The following is a 21,296-nucleotide window of genomic DNA, read 5'->3' as shown; positions in this document are numbered from 1 at the left end:
TATTATGGAGTACAAGGGAAAACGAATTTTAGTACTGGGAGCAGGGCGTAGTGGTATCGGCGCTGCCCATGTACTCGGCCTATTAGGGGCAAAAGTAGTGTTAAATGATTATAAAACGGTAAATTTAACAGCAGCGGAGCAACAGTTGTTGGCTGAAGGCAAAGTAACCGTTATTACCGGTCGTCAGGATATAGATTTATTGACTGATGTGGATCGTATTGTTGTATCACCGGGCATAGCTTTGACAATTCCTATATTAGTAGAAGCTAAGCAACGCGGTTTGGATATTGTCGGTGAAGTGGAAGTGGCTTATGACATTTCTAAAGCACCTATTTTAGGCGTTACGGGCACTAATGGGAAGACGACGACAACTACGTTATTGGCAGAGGTCATGGCACAGACTGGTAAGCCTATTAAAGTGGGCGGTAATATAGGTTCTTCCTTAAGTGAGGCAGCGTATGAAATTTCCCGTGATGGCTATTTAGTGGCGGAATTGTCGAGTTATCAATTAGAAACAGTAAAAACGTTTCAACCACTAGGGGCGATTGTCTTAAACATTACGCCGGATCATTTGCAACGTCATAAAACCATGGCTGCTTATCAAGCCGCTAAAGAAAATATTTTTGCACACCAACAGGCTAGTGATCGAACGGTGCTTAATTTGGATGATGAGTCAGTAGCTAGTATGAAGAAACGAGTGCCAGGCAAAGTACTTTGCATCAGTCAGGACCATAGTGTGACGGATGGAGCGTATTTTGAAAATGGACAGTGTTATGCAGTTCGTGGTGGGGTAGCTGAATTTGTTATTAACACGGCTGAAATTCACTTGCCAGGGCGCCATAATATTGAAAATATATTAGCTGTTATTGCTTTGGCTTATGATTTAGGTGTTACGGCTGAGCAAATTCATGCTGTGATTGCACAGTTTAAAGGGGTAGAACATCGGTTAGAGCCAGTGGCGGAAATTGCTGGGGCTATGTATTTCAATGATTCTAAAGCAACGAATACAGACTCCGCTATTAAGGCTATAGAAGCCTTTACAGCGCCTATTATTTTACTAGCAGGTGGTCATGATAAGCTGACTGACTTAACAGAGTTTATGGCCTTAGTAAAGACACGTGTACGTGACTTAATTCTTATGGGGGAAGCAGCACAGCGCTTTGCCGAGGCTGCTAAAGCAGCCGGTGTAACCAATATTTATCAAGTCCGTTCTATGGCTGAGGCTGTAGCGAAAGGTTATGAACTGGCTAAGGCCGGTGATGTGGTGTTATTATCGCCAGCTTGTTCCAGCTTTGATTGGTATCATTGTTTTGAAGAACGTGGCGATGATTTTAAAAATGAAGTACAAGCATTAAAAACATTAGTGGAAGGGAAAGTAGAGCAGAAAGGGTCGTTGTCATGAAGCGTATCATTATTTCCGGTGGTGGCACTGGAGGGCATATTTATCCGGCCATTACTATTTATAAAGAGATTGCTGCTATGACAGAGGCTGAGTTTCTTTATATCGGTACTGATAAGGGGTTAGAAGCTACCTTAGTGCCGAAGGAAGGAATTCCTTTTAAGACCTTACCTGTGGAAGGGTTAAATCGTAATCTCTCTTTTAGAGCCTTAGTTACGTTAGGCAAAACTTTAGGTTCTTTGATAAAAGCGAATCGCATTATTTCTGAATTTAAGCCAGATATTGTGATTGGCACTGGTGGTTATGTATGTGGCCCTATTTTATTAGCTGCGGCTTTACGACATGTGCCCACATTAATTCAGGAACAAAATACGATTGGTGGTATTACGAATAAAATTTTGAGTCGCTTTGTTGATGTAGTAGCGGTTGGGTTTGAGGAGGCTGAAAAGGCCTTTGAAGGAGCAAAACGCATTGTCTATACAGGTAATCCTGTGCGACCAGAAGTGTTAGTAGATACGCGCGCTGAAGGTCGTGAATTCTTTAATTTACAAGACGATGAGTTTGCTGTTTTGATTGCTGGTGGTTCTCGCGGGGCACGTAACATTAATACGGCCATGATTGAGGTGCATAAACACTTTAAAGATCGAAAAGGTATTAAACTGATTCATGTTACGGGTACTGGTGAATATGACCGAGTATTAGCGGCGCTTGGCATTGAAGAGGGAACGGCGTATAGTGATACATCCATAATCTTGCCGTATTTGCATGAAATGCCAAAAGCCCTTGCGGCTGCTGATTTAGCCGTGTTCCGGGCCGGTGCGGTAGGGTTAGCAGAGCTAACCGTTCGTGGCATACCGTCCATTTTAATTCCTTACCCTTATGCGGCCGAAGATCATCAGACCTATAATGCACGGGCTTTAGTGAGTGCTGGTGCGGCTCGTATGATTGTGGATAAAATGTTACAAGGCAATGACCTCATTGGCGAGATTGAGTTCTTTATGAAAAATCCTGCCGAGCGAGCGCGCATGTCCGTAGCCGCTAAATCATTAGGAAAGCCACAGGCAGCACATGATATTGCCCAATTGGCCTTAGACATTGCAAAATAAATTATAAGGAGCGATTACACCATGCTAGATGGTATTCATAAAATACATCTTATTGGCATTGCTGGTTCAGGTATGCGAGCAATTGCTAATATTTTAATTAGTCAAGGATTTGACGTGTCTGGTTCGGATATTCAAGAATCAGCAGTAACTGAACGTTTTCGAAAAATGGGGGCTACCATTCATATTGGTCATAATGCAGCGTATGTAAAAGGCGTAGATGCTGTAGTTCGCTCTACCGCCATTCATGCGGACAACCCCGAATTGATGGCTGCTGAAGCGCAGCATATTCCTATTTTACATCGCTCTGATATTGTAAAAGCAGTGCTAGATATTACTAAAGGTATTGCCGTAGCTGGTGCGCATGGTAAAACGACGACCACCTCTATGTTGGGCCAAATTTTTGTTGAAGCTGGTCTCGATCCTACCGTTATTATTGGTGGTGAAGTGGATTATCTAGGGGGAAGCAGTCAATGGGGCCGTGGCGAATATAGTATTGCTGAGGCTGATGAAAGCGATGGGTCTTTCTTAAAATTGAATCCTCATGAGATTGTCATCACGAACATTGAAAATGACCATATGGACCATTATGGTACTATGGAGAATTTGCTAACAGCATTTGCTGAATTTGTTGGTAAGTTGCCAGCTCAGGGGACAGCGGTAGTGTGTGGTGATAATGAAAATATTCAACACATTATGAAACAAGTAGACCGTCAGTTTATTACCTATGGTTTAACAGCACATAATGAATATACGGCGCAGAATATTCATTATGAAAAAGGCGTTTTAGTATATGATGCGTTTCATCAAGAAAACTGCATAGCTACTGTGCGTTTAAAAGTGCCAGGTACGCATAATGCGCTCAACTCCTTAGGTGCTCTGGTTATGGCAACACGTTGTGGTATTCCTGTAGAGGTGGTCGTAAAAGGCCTTGCTAAATTTACGGGTGCTAAGCGTCGTTTTGAGACCAAAGGACATAGTCATGATGTATGGGTAGTTGATGATTATGCACATCATCCAACAGAAATCGCTGCTACGTTAGGCGCTGCGAAAGCATTAGAATCTCATCGCGTAGTTTGTATATTCCAGCCACATCGTTTTACTCGGACTAATCTCTTATTAAAAGAGTTTGGCCAAGCCTTTAAAAAGGCTGATGTATTATTTATTACAGACATTTACAGTGCTGGGGAAGAGCCTATTGCAGGCATTGATGGTCACTCTATCCCTAATATGGTAGAAGCCACAACGGGGCAAACGGTACATTACATTCCACATGTAGAGGATGTGCCAAAGGTGGTAAAAGCAGTATTACAGCCTAATGACTTAGTCATTACTATGGGGGCTGGTAGTATTAGCCAATATGGTCCAAAATTATTAGCTGCATTAGAAGAGGAATAGTCATGAAGGATAAACAAATTATTGTATTAATGGGTGGTCCATCAAAAGAAGCAGAAGTTTCACGGCGCACAGGCCAAGCTATTGCAGAAGCTTTGGTGAGCCTTGGCTATAAAGCGGAAACCTTAGAATTGGTGCCAGAACAAGTATTACAAGATATTAAGGCACGTAAAGGGGATATTGTATTTAATGCTTTGCATGGGAAATTTGGCGAAGACGGTGCATTACAAGGCTTGCTTGAAATGGCTGGTATTCCATATACTGGTTCGGGTATTATGGCACAAGCGGTGGGTATGAATAAAAAAATTAGTAAAGATGTGTTTGTAGGGTCACAAATTCCAACAGCCCGCGCTGTATCTTATAATAGTGAACAGCAAAGCGAAGCTCAAATTCTCGAACATATTAAAGCTAATTTTACGTATCCTGTTGTTTTAAAACCAGCTACGCAAGGTTCTAGTATTGGCGTTGTGATTGTACGAACCGAAGCGGAGTTAGAGGCTGCTGTCAAAGAGGCTTTGGTATATGATCACATTCTAGTAGTTGAGCAGTATTTAGATGGTCGTGAATTTACCGTGTCCGTATTGGATGGTAAAGCCTTGCCAGTGATTGAAATTCGTCCTCATTCTGGGGAATATGACTATCAGTCAAAATATACAACGGGCGCTACCGATTATTTAGTGCCTGCACCTATTGATGAAACGTTGACCACTAAGATGCAAGCTATTGGTGAAGCTGTATATAGCGAATTACAATGTAGTGGTGTAATCCGCGTTGATATTATGACGAATGAAGCAGGCGAACCTTTTGTATTAGAATATAATACAGTTCCTGGCATGACGGCCACTTCCTTAGTACCTAAGGCAGCCCGTGCTATGGGGATGGATTTTCCTACTTTATGTGAAAAGATTCTATTGTCCGCTGGTTTAGGTAAGTTTTAATTAATTGCGGAGATACAAAGATGAACGGAGATAATCGTCAGTATTCATCTAGTTCCAATCAAAGGCCTCATACTGGGGCTGGTGAAGCAAATTGGTCTAGTTGGTCTGCTTGGGCTGAACAGGCAGGGCCAGAGGTGGTAACACCGAATCCACAACCTCGTTTTGTACCACCACAGCCAACAGAACCACGTCACCTATATGATTTTGATCAACCCCGTGAAGAAACGCCTACCTATGATGATAGTCTAGGCGGTGGTTCAGGGGAACCGCCAGAGCCACCGCGCCGGCCTCATGCTTGGCGACGTCGCGTAGTATGGGGTGGTGGCGCCTTGCTAATCCTTTGGGCTTTATTATTTATGTTGCCCATTCCTTTTGGCACGATTCAAGTAACTGGTAGTGATAAGGTTACGGTGTCAGATGTAATGGCAGCTGGCAATATTCACTATCCTGTGAATTTATTGCAAATAAATTCTGGCCAATTAGAAGAACGTTTGCAACATGATTTACGAGTAGAAACGGCGAAAGTAACGTATGTATTGCCCTTAACCTTGCAAGTTAATATTACGGAACGACAACCTGCGGCGGTAGTAGCTACACAATTTGGCTTTGCTACGCTCGATTCAGCAGGTCGCGTTATTAATTTAGGAACTGCTATTGAAGATACGTCGGCACCCATTATTTCAGGTATTAAATTAGGCAATGTTCTCTTAGGGGACATGATTGAAGTACCAGTTATTAAAGGGGCTCTTACGTATTTAACCTCTTTAAGTGTGGAAGGACGTAAAAATATAGCAGAAATTAATGTAGGGGATACACAACAACTGATTGCTTATACTGTAGATGGTTTGCCATTACATTTAGGCGATACAACTGAACTAGATAAAAAAGGGCCTTTATCAGAAAATATGCTGCGTGATGTAAAGGCTCGTGGAGTAGCAGCACAATATTTAGATGTGAATGTAAAGGCGCCCTTTATAAAGACGCCTTAATACGAAAATAATGGAAGAGGAAGCATGTTAAAGCAAGGTCGTTGGGCGATAGCGGCTGTAAGTATGTTGTTAGGCGTTATGTTAGTAGGGCAATATAAAATGACTCAAAGCATTGCGGAAAGCAATATTCATTTACAGCGCACAGGAGATTTAGCACGTGAACTGACGGCAGCCGAAAAGGAACGAGACGAGCTACGTCAGCAATTAGAAGCAATACAAAAGAGTGATGCCACGGCCAGTGCGGTTAGTGACATCAATTTATTAAAACAACGAGCGGGCCTTACGGATGTGAGTGGCCCAGGGGTAGTCATTACGATTAATGATAGTAAGGTTCCCGTTAAAGACAATGAAAATCCTAACCTCTATTTAATTCATGATGAAGATTTATTGCGCGTTCTCAATGAATTGCGCGCCGGTGGGGCTGAAGCCATTGCTATTAACGATCAACGTTTAGTCGGTACATCCGAAGTGCGTTGTGCCGGTCCAACTGTTATGGTGAATGGTAAAGTATTTGCACCACCTTTTGTAATTAAAGCAATTGGTGATCCTAAGACCTTATCGGCGGCCTTAACTATGCGTGGTGGTGTAGTCGAATCTTTAAAATATTGGGGGATTGAATTAAAAATTCAAAAAGAAGATAATATTGTAGTACCTGCTTTTGCGGGTACTTTTAAAGAAGAACACTTAAAAGAAATTAAACAAGGAGGCGGTAAACAATAATGATGTACTTATTTATCGTCGGTGGTTTAATTTTAGGCATTGCTATTGGTGTACTGACACCGCTAGAAATTTCACCTATATATGCTAAATACACATCAGTAGCGTTATTAGCTGCATTAGATAGTGTTTTTGGTGGTACTCGAGCAGCCTTAGAACGTATCTTCAATTTATCTATCTTTTTAACGGGTTTCTTTTCAAATTCACTATTAGCGGCTTTATTAGTATTCTTGGGCAATTTTGTTGGCATAGACCTCTATTATGTAGCATTAATCAGTTTTGGTTTACGATTATTCCAAAATACAGCAGCCATTCGCCGATTACTTTTGTCAAGACGTACAAAATAAGGTATACTTTTATTTAAAGAGTGGAAAAAATAAAAAAAATAGTGTAAAATGAAATGAAACTAGTTATAATAATATTGAATATAATCACTTAGTTTGAAATAAAGGGCATATAAATCTTACGGGCAACAGGAGGAGGAACGTAAATGTCGGAATTCGCAAGTATTAAAGTTATTGGTGTCGGTGGTGGCGGAAGCAACGCCGTAAATCGTATGATTGACAGTGGCCTTCAAGGTGTAGAATTCTTGGTAGCCAATACAGAAACACAAGCATTAGATAATTCAAAAGCAACAACAAAAATCCAATTAGGTGAAAAATTGACTAAAGGTCTTGGCGCTGGTGCCAATCCTCAGGTTGGGGAAGAAGCCGCTCAAGAAAGTCGTGAAGAAATTACTAAAGCCCTTCAAGGTTCCGACATGGTATTTGTTACTGCTGGTATGGGTGGTGGCACTGGTACTGGTGCAGCACCTATCGTAGCTGAATGCGCTCGTGAAATGGGTGCGTTGACCGTAGGTGTAGTAACGAAACCATTTACTTTTGAAGGTAAACGTCGTAAAAATCAAGCGGATAAAGGCATTGAAATGCTTACTAGCAAAGTAGATACTATTATTGTGATTCCTAATGATAAATTATTGCAAGTGGTAGATAAAAAGACTCCATTGAACGAAGCATTCCGCACAGCTGATGATGTGCTTCGTCAAGGTATCAAAGGTATTTCTGATTTGATCACCGTACCAGGTCTTATTAATCTTGACTTTGCTGACGTAAAAACAATTATGACTAATCAAGGGGAAGCCTTGATGGGTATTGGTATTGGCGAAGGTGAAAACCGCGCTGTAGATGCTGCTAAAATGGCAATTAATAGCCCATTATTGGAAACTTCCATTGAAGGGGCTAAAGGCATTCTCTTGAATATTACTGGTAGCAATGATTTAAGCTTATTCGAAATTAACGAAGCTGCTGAAATCATTTCCGAAGCAGCGGATCCAGAAGCTAACATTATTTTTGGTTCCGTTATAGATGAAAACCTTGGAGACCGTGTACAGATTACTGTTGTAGCTACTGGCTTCGGGGCACAGCCTAAAACAGGGGTAACAAAATCTCCATTTGGTACAGTAGGACCTGAAATTCCTACATTTATGAAACGCTAATTATATAATTAGTTTTATGAGAACAGAGGAGGTACCTTTATGAACAAGAAATTATTCGTGGCTACTTTAGCCGCTACTATGTTGACTGGTGCTGCTTTCGCAGCTGCTGTACCTGTTACTGATATTAATGAAGGTCAGAGCAAAATCGGTGTAGAATATAGCTTTAACCAAAGTGTAAGTGATGAAAGTGGTCATGCTGATGGTTTTGGTGCTAATTTGCAAACTGCTTTAAGCGATAAATTAGCTTTACAATATGCATATAGCAAAGTAAATCTTGATGATCAAAGTGATTTAAAAGACCATCAATTAGCAGCTGTATATGAAATTCATCCAAATGTAAACATATATGGTGCTGGTACTTACATTAAAGCAGATGGTGACCATGAAACTGGTATGCAAGCTGGTGTAATTGGTCATGTGCCATTGACTGATAAAATTAATGGCTATGCTAAAGTAGGTTTTGGTAACGATATTAAAAACACATATCAAATCGGTGCTGCCTATGCATTAAATGATGATTTAGATCTTAACGTATATTATCAATATGATAAATACAGCGTAGATGGTGACCGTGGTACTGTAAAAGGTTTACATGCTGGCGTAGGTTATAACTTCTAGTTTTAGGAAGAAGCTTATAATTTCTGATTTTAGAATAAAACTGGCATAGCATATATACGGATATAATAAAGTCCATGATAGTAGCTTGGCTATTATCATGGACTTTTGTGCATTTTAAAGAGTGTTAGAAAATAGTATATAATATAGACACAATAGTGTATACAATATTCTTTTGAAAAACAAAGCATTTCCGCTTGTAAGAGATACCCATTTTAGTTATTATTAAGTAAGGAATTATTAACTTAAGATGGGATGGTGTTATGAATGACTATGAGTATGGCTGCCACACATGCACGTGGTAAAAAAGCAAAAGATAATATTTTCGTCATGAATGCACGAGCACAGGAAGATGCGCGTCAGAACGGAAAAGAAAATGTATTGAACGGTACCTTAGGCTCCATCATGGATGAAGAAGGGGATATTGTATTCTTAAAAGCAGTAGAACATGAATATCTACATTTGCCACGTAATGAATACACGGCCTATGCACCTATTGCTGGATTACCTGAGTTCTTAGAAGCAGCGCAAAAGGAATGCTTTGGTGAATCAAGACCAGATGCTTTTGTGTCTGCTGTAGCTACGGCTGGTGGTACAGGTGGTATTCACCATTTAGTTCATAACTACACGAATCCTGAAGATATAGTGTTAACGGCGGATTGGTATTGGGGGGCTTATGAACAAATTTGTGGCGACAATCATCGTCATTTAGAAACCTATCCATTATTTGATGAAAATTTACATTTTAATTTTGAAGCCTTCAAAGGGAGGGCTTTGGAAGTAGCCGCTAAACAGGAAAATGTAGTTTTGATTTTTAATACACCAGGTAATAACCCAACTGGTTTTAGTTTAACTGATGAAGATTGGGATAAAGTTATCGGCTTTGCTAAAGAATTAGTAGGTAATGGCAAGAATAAAGTTATTATCGCTTGTGATGTAGCTTATATTGATTACTCTGGTGAAAAGCAAACAGTTCGTCGATTCTTTAAAAAATTTAGCCAATTACCTAAAGAAATCTTAGTTGTTGCATGCTATAGCTTATCTAAAGGGTTTACTATGTATGGCCAGCGTGTAGGTGCTATGATTGGTATTACTTCGGATGAAGCTGTTAATAATGAATTTACTGAAATTAATGCGTTAACTTCACGTGCTACTTGGTCAAATATTTGCCGACCAGCTATGCGCACTATGGCTAACATTGTGAATGATCCAGCAAAATTAGCTGCTCATGAAAAAGAACGAGCTGAATATTGTGAATTAGTACAAGAACGGGCGCATATTTTCACAGAGGAAGCTAAGGAGTTAGGCGTTCCTTGCTTACCATACTGTGGTGGTTTCTTCTTGACAATTCCAACAGAATATAGCAAAGAAATTGTGGAAGAATTAACAAAAGAACATGTCTATGTCATTGCATTAAAACATGGGATTCGCATTGCTGCTTGTAGCATTCCTAAGCGACAAATGCATGGCTTAGCTAAGACGGTGTATGAAGTAATGCATCGTTTAGGCCACTTATAAAAAAATCCGGTAAACTGACGGTGAGATACAGAGCCAAAAGTTATACGAACTTATGGTAGTAATCACGGTTGGTTTACCGGTTTTGTTTTTATAGCCTCTTTTAATGGGCTTGCTTTTTAGCATTAGCCAAGTCTTTGGCAGGGGTAATAGTACCTGTTTCTTCATCTACAAATTGAACACGGTCTAATTGTGATTTTACCTGACCACGAATGAAGTCGAGATAAATGCGATATAATTCCTTTTTCTCTACTAATTCTGCATCAGTTAAAGCTTGACCTGATTTCTTTTTATGCGCTAATTCATTAATACGTGCTAACACATCATTAATTTTCATACGTTCCTCCCAAGTAATATATGTACTTACATTATATCATATTGGTCAATCTTACTCTATGGTAGGCGTTATTTATCCTAAATGGGCTTGGTTTGATGTTTAACTAGAGTTAGTGATATAATTGTAAGCAGTATAATACATGTGTATTCGATATTGCATTAGGAGTAGTTGGTAATGCGTGTAACTAAAGCCATTAAGGCAGAACAAATTGAGATTTTAGAAACTGTATATAAAGATGCAAAGCCTGCTTTACATTATAATAGCCCCTTTGAATTATTAGTGGCTGTAGTTTTGTCTGCGCAGTGTACGGATGAACGAGTTAACATTATTACGGACCGTTTATTTCCTACGTATAGCGATCCTGCCGATATGCTAGCTCTAGGGACGGCTAAGCTAGAAGTATTAATTCGTGATTGCGGTTTATACCGAGCTAAAGCGGCTAATTTAATTAAAACTTGTGATATTTTAGTCCATACTTATGGTGGGGAAGTACCAGCTGATTTTGATAAATTGGTAGAATTGCCAGGGGTAGGACGAAAAACGGCGAACGTGCTTATATCTGTTTTATTTGATATACCTGCTATTGCCGTAGATACGCATGTATTTCGCGTATCGAATCGCTTAGGTCTAGCTCGGGGCAAGACTCCAGAAGCGGTGGAAGAAAAATTAAAAAAAGCAATCCCTATGGATAAGTGGAGTGCGGCCCATCATTGGCTTATTTGGCATGGTCGCAAGGTATGTAAAGCGCGTAAACCACTATGCGGTGAATGTCCATTAGTCCATGTATGTCCATCAGCTGGTAAGGAGGCATAAAAGTGAAAGAATCAATGCAAACTATTATTAATAAATTTAAGACCTTAGGTGTTACTGGTAGTGCTGTAGTTACGGAACTATTGCGCTTTCGCGTGTTAGACCAAATGCTTCAAGCAAGTCCAGAAGTTCGTCAATGGGGCATTACGGGTGATAAATTATATGAACTAGCTACTCAAAGTACCGTAGAGGCTTTTGGTCCTATGCCTTATGACCAGGCTGGTTTTGAACAAGTATATGGCCCATCTTTTGCTGTAGAAGTGATGGATTTTATTACGGAAACAGGCTATGTAGAAGGTATTGCTAGTGGTGAACAATGGCGCTTACCTTTTAAAGAAATCATTGAAGAACATAAGAAGTCCGAAGGCATTATTTTATTTGCGTTTATTGAAGAATATGCAGGGTTAGCGGAAGAAATTTTGCAAGCATTGCCAGCAGAACGCTTATTGTTGTATACGCCATCAGAAACTTGCTATAACTTGTTCAAACAATTATATCCGTTGGCTCCCGTTATTGATGAATGGCCGGAAGATGTTATTTTTGACCACATTGTGGCTGCGTCAACCGGTTTATTCCGGGCACCGGTGCAAATTATGGAAGAATTGGCTACCCGAGTAGGTAATATTACGGAACTAGGGACGGCTCATTATTTTATTCCTATTAGTGCTATTCAAGATCAAGTAGGGATGAATCGTATGGCGGTGCAGTATATGCTTTTACAAAAGCGGTTACAAGCCGTACGGGAATGGGCGCCTTTAGGTACCTATGAATTTGTGTATACTAATTATGATGTGAAAAAAGTGGCATTAGAAATTCGTGAAGTTATGGCTGAAGGTTGGCGCAGTACGCCGTTTATTGCCTTGCCGCATGAAGTATTGGCCGCTATGGATACGTTCTCTTTAGTACAATATGGTTTATCTTTATGTGGGGTTGAGCCGGCCATGAAAGCGCAATTGCCAACATTAGGGGAAGATGGTTTCACGTCGGCGGATCCTAAAGTGCCTTTATATGTTCAGAAGATTTTTAGTGCCTATGAAGCTACTCGTTTAGTAGTGGAACGGCAAGGTTTAACAGTACAGTTGAAATTGGTGCCCCAAGAAGGGCGTCCTAGTGGCGAGTCTTTTGATGAAACGGCGTATGCCGAATTGATGGAACAGACGGATTTAACACAGTCTACGGAGGCATATTGGTTGTTTACTAATCCTCAAGCCGCGTATATTTGGTATACGTATTTCCGCAGTGAACGGGGCCAAGCTGTACTTACTAAATTGGCACAAATGGTATTAACACCGGCGGCTCTTTTACAGTTAATGGGCAGTGTTCGTCGTAATATTATTAAAGAGGAAGCGTTAGCGGAATTAGCGAGTCAATTTGAAACGGCTCGGGAGGCACGTAAAGTAGCTTTGGAACAAGCCGATGCTGCTTGGCAAGGTGCTATTGAGGCAATCGCAGCTGAAATTGTACCAGTAACTGAGAGCGCTAATTGACAGGATGGAATAATTGGGATAAAGTAAAGAAATAGATAAGGAGGTACATAATGGCTGTAGTAAATTTTGAAATTTATAAAGTACTCGGTACTTTATCTGAAAATAAAGATGGTTGGAAAAAACAATTAACTTGCACTAGCTGGGGACGTTATAATCCTAAATTTGATCTTCGTTCTTGGGATAGTGAATACAATGGTATGACTAAAGGGATTACCTTGTCTTTAGAAGAAATTGTAGCACTTCGTGATTTACTCAATGAAGTCGATTTAGAAGCGGCTTATGAAGAATCCGTAGCAGAACGTCAAGCTGCTAAAGCTGCTGAAAAGGCCGCTGAAAAAGAAGGGGCTGACGAATAATAAAAAATTTATCATTTTCAATCGAATAAGTTGCATTAAGTGATTGAGCATGATATAATCAATAAGCATAGTTTTGGACAGTGGAAAGAGGTGTATAGAATGAAAGAAGGAATTCATCCTAATTATGGTGAAGCTACCGTAACTTGCGGTTGTGGCAATACGTTTAAAACTGGTTCTGTTAAAAACGACCTTCGTGTAGACGTATGTTCCAAATGTCATCCGTTCTTCACAGGACAGCAACGTACTGCTCAGGCTCGCGGTCGTATCGAACAATTCAACAAGCGTTACGGTAAATAATTACTGTAGTCTAGCTATACAAATAATACGGCAGAGCTTCGGCTCTGCCTATATTTGTTTGAGAGAGGAGACGCTTTTGGAAACGAAACGAGTTAAGAAATTTGTTGGTGGACAGGCGGTCATAGAAGGTGTTATGATGCGCGGCCCTAAGTATACAGCTACGGCGGTGCGTGAACCGAGTGGCCAAATTGTGGTAGATAGGACCACTACAAGTTCAATTAGTGAACGCTATCCTATTTTAAAAAAGCCTTTATTGCGTGGTTGTGTAGCGCTATATGAGTCCTTAGTTATCGGCATGAAGGCCCTGTCTTTTTCAGCTAAAGCAGCTGGAGAAGAAGAGGAAACTATGTCAAATAAAGAGATTGCTTTGACCATGGTAGTGTCTACTCTATTGGCTATTGGTTTATTTTTAGCCTTACCAACGTATGCAGCTAAATGGATCCCTGGTGTAGGGGATAATCATTTTGTATTAAATTTAATAGAAGGGGCTATTCGCCTAATTCTATTTTTACTTTATATTTGGGCCATTGGTCAAACGAAGGATATTCGACGGGTTTTTCAATATCATGGGGCTGAACATAAGACGATTCATACTTATGAAAGTGATATGCCCTTAACGGTGGCGAATGTGCGCCAGCATTCCCGTTTGCATGCTCGTTGTGGCACTAACTTCTTGCTTATCGTAATGGTAACGAGTATCTTTGTATTTGCCTTCTTAGGTTGGCCTAGTTTATGGGAACGCATTATTTCTCGGGTTCTATTAATGCCTGTAGTGGCAGGGATTGCCTATGAAATGATTCGTTTAGCTGGTCGTAGTGAAAGTCCTTTGGTAAAGGCTTTGATTACGCCTGGTTTATGGTTGCAATACATGACAACTCGTGAGCCGGAAGATGATCAAATTGAAGTGGCTATTCGCGCTCTTGAAGAAGTTAGACCTAGCGAAGAAGATGCCTATGAAGTGTAACTTTATCTAGATAATGATAGTAGCTTACTAGTTATTAAGTAGAGTACTAGTTATTAAGTAAACTATTAGTTATTAAGTAAGGTACTAGTTATTAAGTAAGCTATTAGTTATTAAGACAAAGAAATTGATAAAATTAACCTGAAAGGGGTACCTATTCATGGTATTAGTTGATAAATTACAAGTTATTGAAGATAAATATATGGATTTGGAGCAACGTATTAGTGACCCTGAAGTGATTGCTCGACAACAGGAGTGGCAAAAGCTAACACGTCAGCATGCGAGTCTTACTGAAACAGTAGAAGCTTTCCGTGACTATAAGCAAGTTTTGACGGGCATTGATGAAGCGTTGGAAGTGCTGGAAGATAAATCCTTAGACGAAGAATTCCGTGAAATGGCACAAGAAGAATTAAAAGAATTAAAAGAGCGCAAAGAAGAACTCGAAGAGCGTCTTCATATTTTGTTGTTACCAAAAGATCCTAATGATGAAAAGAATGTTATTGTGGAAATTCGCGGTGGTGCTGGTGGTGATGAAGCCGCTTTATTTGCAGGCGATTTATTCCGTATGTACACAAAATATGCAGAAGCACAAGGTTGGCGTTGTGAAATTATTGATGCTAATGCACCTGAATTAGGTGGTTTTAAAGAAGTGGTATTTTCGGTGGATGGCGATAGTGCTTATTCCAAATTAAAATTTGAAAGTGGCGTACATCGTGTACAGCGTGTACCTGAAACAGAATCTTCTGGTCGTATTCATACCTCCACAGTAACGGTAGCTGTTTTACCAGAAGCGGAAGATGTGGACATTGAAATTAATGATAAAGATCTTCAGATTGATACCTATTGTGCTAGTGGTGCTGGTGGTCAGCACGTTAACCGTACAGAATCAGCTGTGCGTATTACGCATAAACCAACAGGCATTGTGGTAGCTTGTCAAGATGAACGATCGCAATTAAAAAATAAAGATAAGGCAATGCGCGTATTACGTGCTAAGTTGCAAGATAAAGCAGAACAAGAAGCAGCGGCTAGCGTAGCGGCTGATCGTAAGAGCCAAGTAGGGACTGGTGACCGCAGTGAACGTATTCGTACCTATAACTACCCACAAGGTCGCGTTACGGATCATCGTATTAATTTAACGCTCTATAAACTAGATGCAGTGCTCAATGGTGATTTAGATGAATTAATTCAAGCTTTAATTGCAGCAGATCAGGCGGCTAAGATGCAGGAGGCTGATCAAAATGCCTAAGGAGCTATGGACAATTGGCCGCTTGCTCCAGTGGACAGAGCAGTATTTTCTCGGCAAAGGCGTCGAATCAAGTCGCCTTGATGGGGAAGTGCTGCTTTCTCACATATTGGGGAAAGATCGGATTTATCTATATACTCATTATGATGAGCCTTTGACTAAGGCTGAGTTAGATGCCTTTCGACCATTGGTGTTAGAGCGTGGTAAAGGGTACAGTGTAGCCGCTATTATTGGTAAAAAGGAGTTTATGGGTCTTACTTTTACTGTGACTAAAGACGTGCTCATACCACGACCTGATACGGAAACCCTAGTAGAAGATATATTAACTATTATTCCTAAGGATGAATCACCTTATATTCTCGATGTATGCACTGGACCAGGTACAATTTTGTATAGTTTATTACATTATTTGCCGGCCGCCACAGGCTTAGGCCTTGATATTAGTAAAGAGGCTTTAGGGGTAGCGGTTACCAATCGGGAACAGTTACAGTTGCAGGCGCGTGCTAAACTTTGTGCATCTGACTTATTTAGTGCGTTGCAACAAGAGGCACAATACGAAAAGGCCTTTGACATTATCGTGTCTAATCCACCGTATATTCCATCAGCAGAAGTAAAAACATTAGCGCCTGAAGTATTGCATGAGCCTGTGCTTGCCTTAGATGGGGGAACCGATGGTTTAGATTTTTATCGTCGTTTATTAACTGAGGCACCGCGTTATTTAAAAGCAGGTGGTTATTTAGCTGTTGAAATAGGCTATGACCAAGAAGCAGCCGTTTCAGAGCTAGCCAAAGGGACTGGGTTTTATAGTGATGTGGTAGCTAATAAGGATATTGCTGGTATTGTACGTGAACTACGTTGGCAGAAACTAGGTGACTAATATGGCATTAGAAACAAAAATATATAAAAACTTAGACCCTAAAGAAATTGCTGAATTAGGATCTCGATTACGGGCTGGGGAATTAGTCGCTATTCCTACAGAAACTGTGTATGGCTTAGGTGCTAATGGCTTAGATGAGGAGGCTATGTCAAGAATCTATGAAGCGAAAGGCCGTCCCTCTGATAATCCATTGATTTTGCATGTCCCAGACCAGGCCAGTGTAACTCCTTTAGTGAAAGAGATTTCCCCGACTGCTAAGCAGTTGATGGATGCCTTTTGGCCAGGACCTTTGACCATTATTTTGCCTAAGTCCGATAACGTACCATTGCGGGCTACTGGAGGCCTTGATAGTGTGGCGGTTCGCTGTCCAGCTCATGACGTATGTCGTGCTATTTTACAAGCGGCAGGTGTACCTGTAGCGGCTCCTAGTGCTAATATTTCAGGCCGTCCTAGTCCTACTACAGCCGATGCGGTATATCATGATATGGCGGGGCGTATTGAAGCTATTGCTGATGCAGGCCCTTGTGAGGTAGGGGTGGAGTCAACTATTGTAGAATGTGGTGACGATGCAGTTACGATTTTAAGACCTGGTGGTATTACGGATGCTATGCTACGTCAAGTAGTGAGCACGGTTACTTTTGATGAAGCATTGAGTGCACCTGATGTGGCGCCTAAGGCACCAGGTATGAAATATAAACATTATGCGCCTGATGGAGTGATGACGACTTATGTAGGAGTGCCTAAATTAATTAGCGAAGCTATGATTGAAGCAATGGAAGCCATTCAAAAAGAGCATGAGGAACTAGTGTCTCAAGAGGGGAAAACAAGCATAGCCAAACCGCTACGTTTTGGTTTTTTAATCAATGAAGAAGTAGCACAATTTTTGGATATTTACTTGGCTGATTTACCGGTGCCTTTTGAATTTGTTATTTATGGTAATGCTGCTGATTATCGTGGCTTAGCTCATTCTTTATATTCGTCTTTATTAGCTTTTAATGAGGCAAAGGTGACGCATATTTTTGCTACTGGTGTACCACGGCAAGGTTTGGGGCGAGCTATAATGAATCGCATGGATAAGGCCAGTGGCTACAACGTTGTGAATGCTGTACCTAAACGTGACTAATAGCTTTAAAATAATGATTTGAAATGAGGTTTTACTATGAATATTTTATTTGTTTGTACCGGTAATACTTGTCGTAGTCCTATGGCTGAAGGTTTGTTGCGTGCTATGGCTGCTAAAGAAGATAAAGATATTGTTACTTTATCGGCTGGTTTATTTACAGCGCCAGGTGGTCGAGTTTCACCGTATGCAGAAAAGGCTGTAAAAGATGTGGTAGATATTTCACAGCATCAATCACGACCTCTTACCAAGGCCTTATTAGATGCGGCTGATTTAGTATTAGGCCTTTCGTCTGATCATAAAAATGTTCTACTTCGTCAATTCCCTGATATGAAGGATAAAATTATGACCTTAGGGGAATGGGCGGGCACGAATGAAGATGTGCCTGATCCATTTGGTGGCACTCAAGAAGAATATAATGAGTGTGCTAGTCAAATCAAAACTTTATTGACTCAAGGCTTAGCAAACTTGAAATAATAGGTTTTTACTTAACATCTATATTTTTGAATATAAAAACTATTTTCTATAAATTGACAAGTATCTTCAGAATATGCACAAATGTCGTTGCTTGATTTAATGTGACATAGTAAAATAGTGTGAGAGATATTTATATTTTAAAAGTATCGATTAGGAGGGATAGGATGAAAGTAGCCATTGGCGCAGACCACGGTGGCGTCCATTTAAAAGCTACAGTGAAAGCTGTACTCGATGAGCTTAACGTGGCCTATACTGACTTCGGAACAGATTCTGAAGCATCAGTGGATTATCCAGATATTGCCGGCCCTGTGGCTAAAGCAGTAGCTGCTGGTGAATATGATCGGGGCATTTTAATTTGCGGTACCGGTATTGGTATTGGCATTGCCGCCAATAAAGTAGCGGGGATTCGAGCTGCACTTTGTCACGATACATTTTCCGCGCACGCTTCACGGGAGCATAATAATGCCAATATTTTAACTATGGGTGAACGTGTAATTGGCCCAGGGTTAGCAACAGATATTGTAAAAATTTGGTTAACCACTGAATTTGAAGGGGGCCGTCATGAACGGCGTGTCGCCAAAATTGCTGAATTAGAGGCTTAAAGTCCTTATAATTTGGGGGAACAACTTTTATTTCATAGGCACTATGAGTTAAGTGTGTAGGAGGTAATGCTATGAGCATTCTTAAGAGTCAAGATCCAGAATTAAAACAATGTATTGATTTAGAGTTGAGCCGTCAACGCAACAAATTAGAAATGATTGCATCTGAAAACTTCGTTTCAGAAGCCGTTATGGAAGCGCAAGGCAGTGTATTAACTAACAAATATGCAGAAGGTTATTCTGGTAAACGCTATTATGGTGGCTGTGAATATGTTGATATGGTAGAGGATTTAGCTATTGCTCGTGCTAAAAAACTATTTGGCGCTGATCATGTAAATGTACAACCTCATTCTGGTTCGCAAGCTAATTTTGGGGTATATTTTGCCTTATTAAAACCAGGCGATACTATTATGGGGATGAATTTATCCCATGGTGGTCATTTGACTCACGGTTCGCCAGTAAACGTTTCAGGTACATATTTTAATGTAGTACCTTATGGTGTAAATGCAGAAACACAACAAATTGATTACGATGAAATGCGTAAAATTGCCTTAGAATCCAAACCAAAAATGATTATTGGTGGTGGCAGTGCGTATTCTCGTATTATTGACTTCAAAAAAATGGCTGACATTGCTCATGAAGTGGGCGCTATTTTCATGGTAGATATGGCTCACTTTGCAGGACTAGTAGCTGCTGGGTTGCATCCAAATCCAGTAGAATATGCCGATATCGTTACTACAACGACACATAAGACGTTGCGTGGCCCTCGTGGTGGCATGATTCTCTGCAAAGAAAAATATGCTAAAGCCATTGATAAAGCTATTTTCCCTGGTATCCAAGGTGGCCCTTTAATGCATGTTATTGCGGCTAAAGCGGTTGCTTTTGGGGAAGCCTTACAACCAGCTTTTAAAGAATATGCTCAACAAGTTGTGACAAATGCTAAAGTATTAGCAGCAGCCCTTGAAAAAGAAGGGTTTTTAATCGTTTCTGGTGGCACTGATACGCATGTCATGTTAGTAGATGTACGAAGCTGTGGTTTAACTGGTAAAGTGGCTGAATTCTTGCTTGATGAAGTAGGTATTACTTGCAATAAAAATACGATTCCATTCGATCCAGAAAGCCCATTTGTGACAAGTGGTATCCGTTTAGGTACGCCAGCTTTGACAACTCGTGGTTTGAAAGAAGCTGATATGGAAGAAATTGCATCCATTATTGCATTAGTGCTTAAAAATTCTGAAGATAAAGCAAAACATGAAGAAGCAGCTAAGCGCGTAGCCGCTCTTTGTGCAAAATATCCTATGTATCCTAATCTTTAATACGAGGCTAAGAGAGAGTTTCACATAGTGTGAGTATACTGTATGGTACTATGACATAGTTATGTAGTATAATAAGGTAGAACACACAAAATAATGCACAGTATTTAGGCATAAGGAGGCACTAAATTTTATGAACGTTAATGTAATGACTCATCCCTTGATTCAACATAAAGTAACCTTGATTCGTAATGTAGAAACGGGGTCAAAAGATTTTCGTGAATTATTGGAAGAAATTACACTATTAATGGGTTACGAAATTACTCGTGACTTGCCTTTGGAAGACGTAGAAGTACAGACTCCGTTAGTCAAAGCAATTGGTAAACAAATTGCAGGTAAAAAATTAGGGATTATTCCTATTTTACGTGCTGGTTTAGGCATGGTTAATGGTCTTTTAGAATTAATGCCAATGGCAAAAGTAGGCCATGTAGGTTTATATCGTGATCCTGAAACGTTGAAACCAGTTGAATATTATTGCAAATTGCCTTCAGACTTGGCAGGCCGTCGTATTATTGTAACCGACCCAATGTTGGCTACTGGTGGTAGTGCATCGGCAGCGATTACTCTTTTAAAAGAAAAAGGGGCTCGTGACATTCAGTTGATGTGCTTAGTAGCAGCACCACAAGGGGTGGAAACAGTTAATAAAGAACATCCTGATGTGCGCATTTATGTGGCTGCTCTTGATGAAGATTTAAATGAACATGGCTATATCTTACCTGGTCTTGGTGACGCAGGGGACCGTATTTTTGGTACTAAATAGTATTTTTGTAATACAGTAAATAGCTGTTATAGTACATAATGTATAAAATTAAATAGTTTGATAATAGAACAAGAATTGGTAGCCAATTCTTGTTCTATTTGTATATAGGTCTTGAGGGGCTCTTTGTCAAATTTGGGGGCTCTAAAGAGCTTATGCACTCTTAGGAAGGACATGTAATGTTGTTGTTGAGTGTTCTTTTTTAGCATTAATGAATAAAATCCGATTACGAAAGCGTTCGAAGTTTTGTATTCCAAACGCACAACGTTTCAGTGCTTTTATTTTATTGTTACAACCTTCTGTAAAGCCGTTAGAGTATGGTAATGTTAGGGCATTAACTATCTCTTCTCGCCAAAATTTAAAGGTCTTTAGAAGTGATTTAAATTCAGGAAGTTCAGAGCTGGCTACTAAGGAAAGCCATTGATCAATGGCCCATTGGATATTTTCTTTATCTTTAAACATTAAAACGCGTGAAAATGCTTGTTTTAATACATAA

The 21,296-nt window shown here is 40.2% G+C and carries 24 protein-coding genes; 22 read left to right on the top strand and 2 right to left on the bottom strand.

Translation table 11 applies throughout. From position 1 onward, the window contains the following. Window positions 1-4 precede the first annotated feature (4 nt). The 10 genes from murD to VER_RS04045 all read left to right on the top strand — a co-directional run bounded on the left by murD (window position 5) and on the right by VER_RS04045 (window position 10,169). Complete coding sequence (murD, locus tag VER_RS04090) at window positions 5-1,402, top strand: UDP-N-acetylmuramoyl-L-alanine--D-glutamate ligase (RefSeq protein ID WP_162099607.1); 1,398 nt, start codon at window positions 5-7, stop codon at window positions 1,400-1,402. Further along, a complete protein-coding gene (gene murG / locus VER_RS04085; RefSeq protein WP_162099606.1) occupies window positions 1,399-2,505 on the top strand; it encodes an undecaprenyldiphospho-muramoylpentapeptide beta-N-acetylglucosaminyltransferase in 1,107 nt (368 codons plus the stop codon). The genes murD and murG overlap by 4 nt, the downstream gene beginning before the upstream one ends. Window positions 2,506-2,526: 21 nt before the next feature. After that, the gene (gene murC, locus VER_RS04080; RefSeq protein WP_162099605.1) at window positions 2,527-3,900 is read left to right on the top strand and encodes a UDP-N-acetylmuramate--L-alanine ligase; all 1,374 of its coding nucleotides are present in this window, start codon (window positions 2,527-2,529) and stop codon (window positions 3,898-3,900) included. 2 nt (window positions 3,901-3,902) lie between these two features. Next, complete coding sequence (locus VER_RS04075) at window positions 3,903-4,835, top strand: D-alanine--D-alanine ligase (protein ID WP_162099604.1); 933 nt, start codon at window positions 3,903-3,905, stop codon at window positions 4,833-4,835. 20 nt (window positions 4,836-4,855) lie between these two features. Next, window positions 4,856-5,824 carry a cell division protein FtsQ/DivIB gene (locus VER_RS04070; RefSeq protein ID WP_162099603.1) on the top strand — a complete coding sequence of 323 codons (969 nt, stop codon included), beginning with the start codon at window positions 4,856-4,858 and terminating at the stop codon, window positions 5,822-5,824. Window positions 5,825-5,848: 24 nt separating this feature from the next. Beyond that, window positions 5,849-6,544 carry a DUF881 domain-containing protein gene (locus VER_RS04065; protein ID WP_162099602.1) on the top strand — a complete coding sequence of 232 codons (696 nt, stop codon included), beginning with the start codon at window positions 5,849-5,851 and terminating at the stop codon, window positions 6,542-6,544. Continuing rightward, window positions 6,544-6,888, top strand: a complete 345-nt coding sequence (locus VER_RS04060) for a small basic family protein (protein WP_202922120.1) — start codon at window positions 6,544-6,546, stop codon at window positions 6,886-6,888. The genes VER_RS04065 and VER_RS04060 overlap by 1 nt, the downstream gene beginning before the upstream one ends. A 143-nt stretch (window positions 6,889-7,031) precedes the next feature. After that, window positions 7,032-8,036 carry a cell division protein FtsZ gene (gene ftsZ, locus VER_RS04055; protein ID WP_162099601.1) on the top strand — a complete coding sequence of 335 codons (1,005 nt, stop codon included), beginning with the start codon at window positions 7,032-7,034 and terminating at the stop codon, window positions 8,034-8,036. 39 nt (window positions 8,037-8,075) lie between these two features. After that, complete coding sequence (locus tag VER_RS04050) at window positions 8,076-8,654, top strand: outer membrane beta-barrel protein (RefSeq protein WP_162099600.1); 579 nt, start codon at window positions 8,076-8,078, stop codon at window positions 8,652-8,654. 264 nt (window positions 8,655-8,918) lie between these two features. Further along, window positions 8,919-10,169, top strand: coding sequence for a pyridoxal phosphate-dependent aminotransferase (locus VER_RS04045; protein WP_162099599.1), 1,251 nt, complete (start codon window positions 8,919-8,921; stop codon window positions 10,167-10,169). Between the two features lie 100 nt (window positions 10,170-10,269). Here the strand turns inward: VER_RS04045 and VER_RS04040 are convergent, their stop codons facing one another. After that, window positions 10,270-10,503: a DUF896 domain-containing protein gene (locus VER_RS04040; RefSeq protein WP_162099598.1), complete on the bottom strand. Its 234-nt coding sequence runs from the start codon at window positions 10,501-10,503 to the stop codon at window positions 10,270-10,272. 174 nt (window positions 10,504-10,677) lie between these two features. On the opposite strand from VER_RS04040, the gene nth reads away from it, so the two are divergent. The 12 genes from nth (at window position 10,678) to upp (ending at window position 20,803) form a co-directional block, all read left to right on the top strand. Then, entirely contained in the window at window positions 10,678-11,316 is a 639-nt protein-coding gene (gene nth / locus VER_RS04035; RefSeq protein WP_162099597.1) for an endonuclease III, read from the top strand. A 2-nt stretch (window positions 11,317-11,318) separates the two neighbouring features. Continuing rightward, window positions 11,319-12,800, top strand: coding sequence for a hypothetical protein (locus VER_RS04030; protein ID WP_162099596.1), 1,482 nt, complete (start codon window positions 11,319-11,321; stop codon window positions 12,798-12,800). Window positions 12,801-12,850: 50 nt separating this feature from the next. Then, entirely contained in the window at window positions 12,851-13,156 is a 306-nt protein-coding gene (locus VER_RS04025) for a YdbC family protein (RefSeq protein ID WP_162099595.1), read from the top strand. Between the two features lie 99 nt (window positions 13,157-13,255). Further along, on the top strand, window positions 13,256-13,453 hold the full coding sequence (rpmE, locus tag VER_RS04020) for a 50S ribosomal protein L31 (RefSeq protein WP_115309447.1): 198 nt from the start codon (window positions 13,256-13,258) through the stop codon (window positions 13,451-13,453). Window positions 13,454-13,586: 133 nt separating this feature from the next. Then, a complete protein-coding gene (locus VER_RS04015) occupies window positions 13,587-14,417 on the top strand; it encodes a DUF1385 domain-containing protein (RefSeq protein ID WP_238390134.1) in 831 nt (276 codons plus the stop codon). Window positions 14,418-14,574: 157 nt separating this feature from the next. After that, window positions 14,575-15,660, top strand: coding sequence for a peptide chain release factor 1 (gene prfA, locus VER_RS04010; RefSeq protein WP_162099593.1), 1,086 nt, complete (start codon window positions 14,575-14,577; stop codon window positions 15,658-15,660). Further along, window positions 15,653-16,534 (top strand): peptide chain release factor N(5)-glutamine methyltransferase, encoded by an 882-nt coding sequence (gene prmC, locus VER_RS04005; protein ID WP_162099592.1) that lies wholly within the window; start codon window positions 15,653-15,655, stop codon window positions 16,532-16,534. The genes prfA and prmC overlap by 8 nt, the downstream gene beginning before the upstream one ends. A gap of 1 nt (window position 16,535) precedes the next feature. Beyond that, the gene (locus VER_RS04000) at window positions 16,536-17,657 is read left to right on the top strand and encodes an L-threonylcarbamoyladenylate synthase (RefSeq protein WP_162099591.1); all 1,122 of its coding nucleotides are present in this window, start codon (window positions 16,536-16,538) and stop codon (window positions 17,655-17,657) included. A 36-nt stretch (window positions 17,658-17,693) separates the two neighbouring features. Next, on the top strand, window positions 17,694-18,131 hold the full coding sequence (locus VER_RS03995) for a low molecular weight protein arginine phosphatase (RefSeq protein ID WP_162099590.1): 438 nt from the start codon (window positions 17,694-17,696) through the stop codon (window positions 18,129-18,131). A 164-nt stretch (window positions 18,132-18,295) separates the two neighbouring features. Beyond that, window positions 18,296-18,733, top strand: coding sequence for a ribose 5-phosphate isomerase B (gene rpiB, locus VER_RS03990; protein ID WP_162099589.1), 438 nt, complete (start codon window positions 18,296-18,298; stop codon window positions 18,731-18,733). A 71-nt stretch (window positions 18,734-18,804) separates the two neighbouring features. After that, window positions 18,805-20,046: a serine hydroxymethyltransferase gene (gene glyA, locus VER_RS03985; protein WP_162099588.1), complete on the top strand. Its 1,242-nt coding sequence runs from the start codon at window positions 18,805-18,807 to the stop codon at window positions 20,044-20,046. A gap of 130 nt (window positions 20,047-20,176) precedes the next feature. Continuing rightward, window positions 20,177-20,803, top strand: coding sequence for a uracil phosphoribosyltransferase (gene upp, locus VER_RS03980; protein WP_115309455.1), 627 nt, complete (start codon window positions 20,177-20,179; stop codon window positions 20,801-20,803). A gap of 150 nt (window positions 20,804-20,953) precedes the next feature. On the opposite strand, the gene VER_RS03975 is transcribed toward upp, so the two are convergent. After that, the coding region (locus VER_RS03975; protein WP_162099587.1) for a transposase at window positions 20,954-21,296 on the bottom strand (343 nt) is incomplete at its 5' end.

Origin of the sequence: Veillonella sp. R32 (assembly GCF_010093125.1) — a bacterium.
In the GTDB taxonomy this organism is placed as follows: Bacteria; Bacillota; Negativicutes; order Veillonellales; family Veillonellaceae; genus Veillonella_A.
The sequence above is the reverse complement of the archived record's forward strand: the minus strand, read 5'-3'. Positions and strand labels throughout refer to the sequence as shown.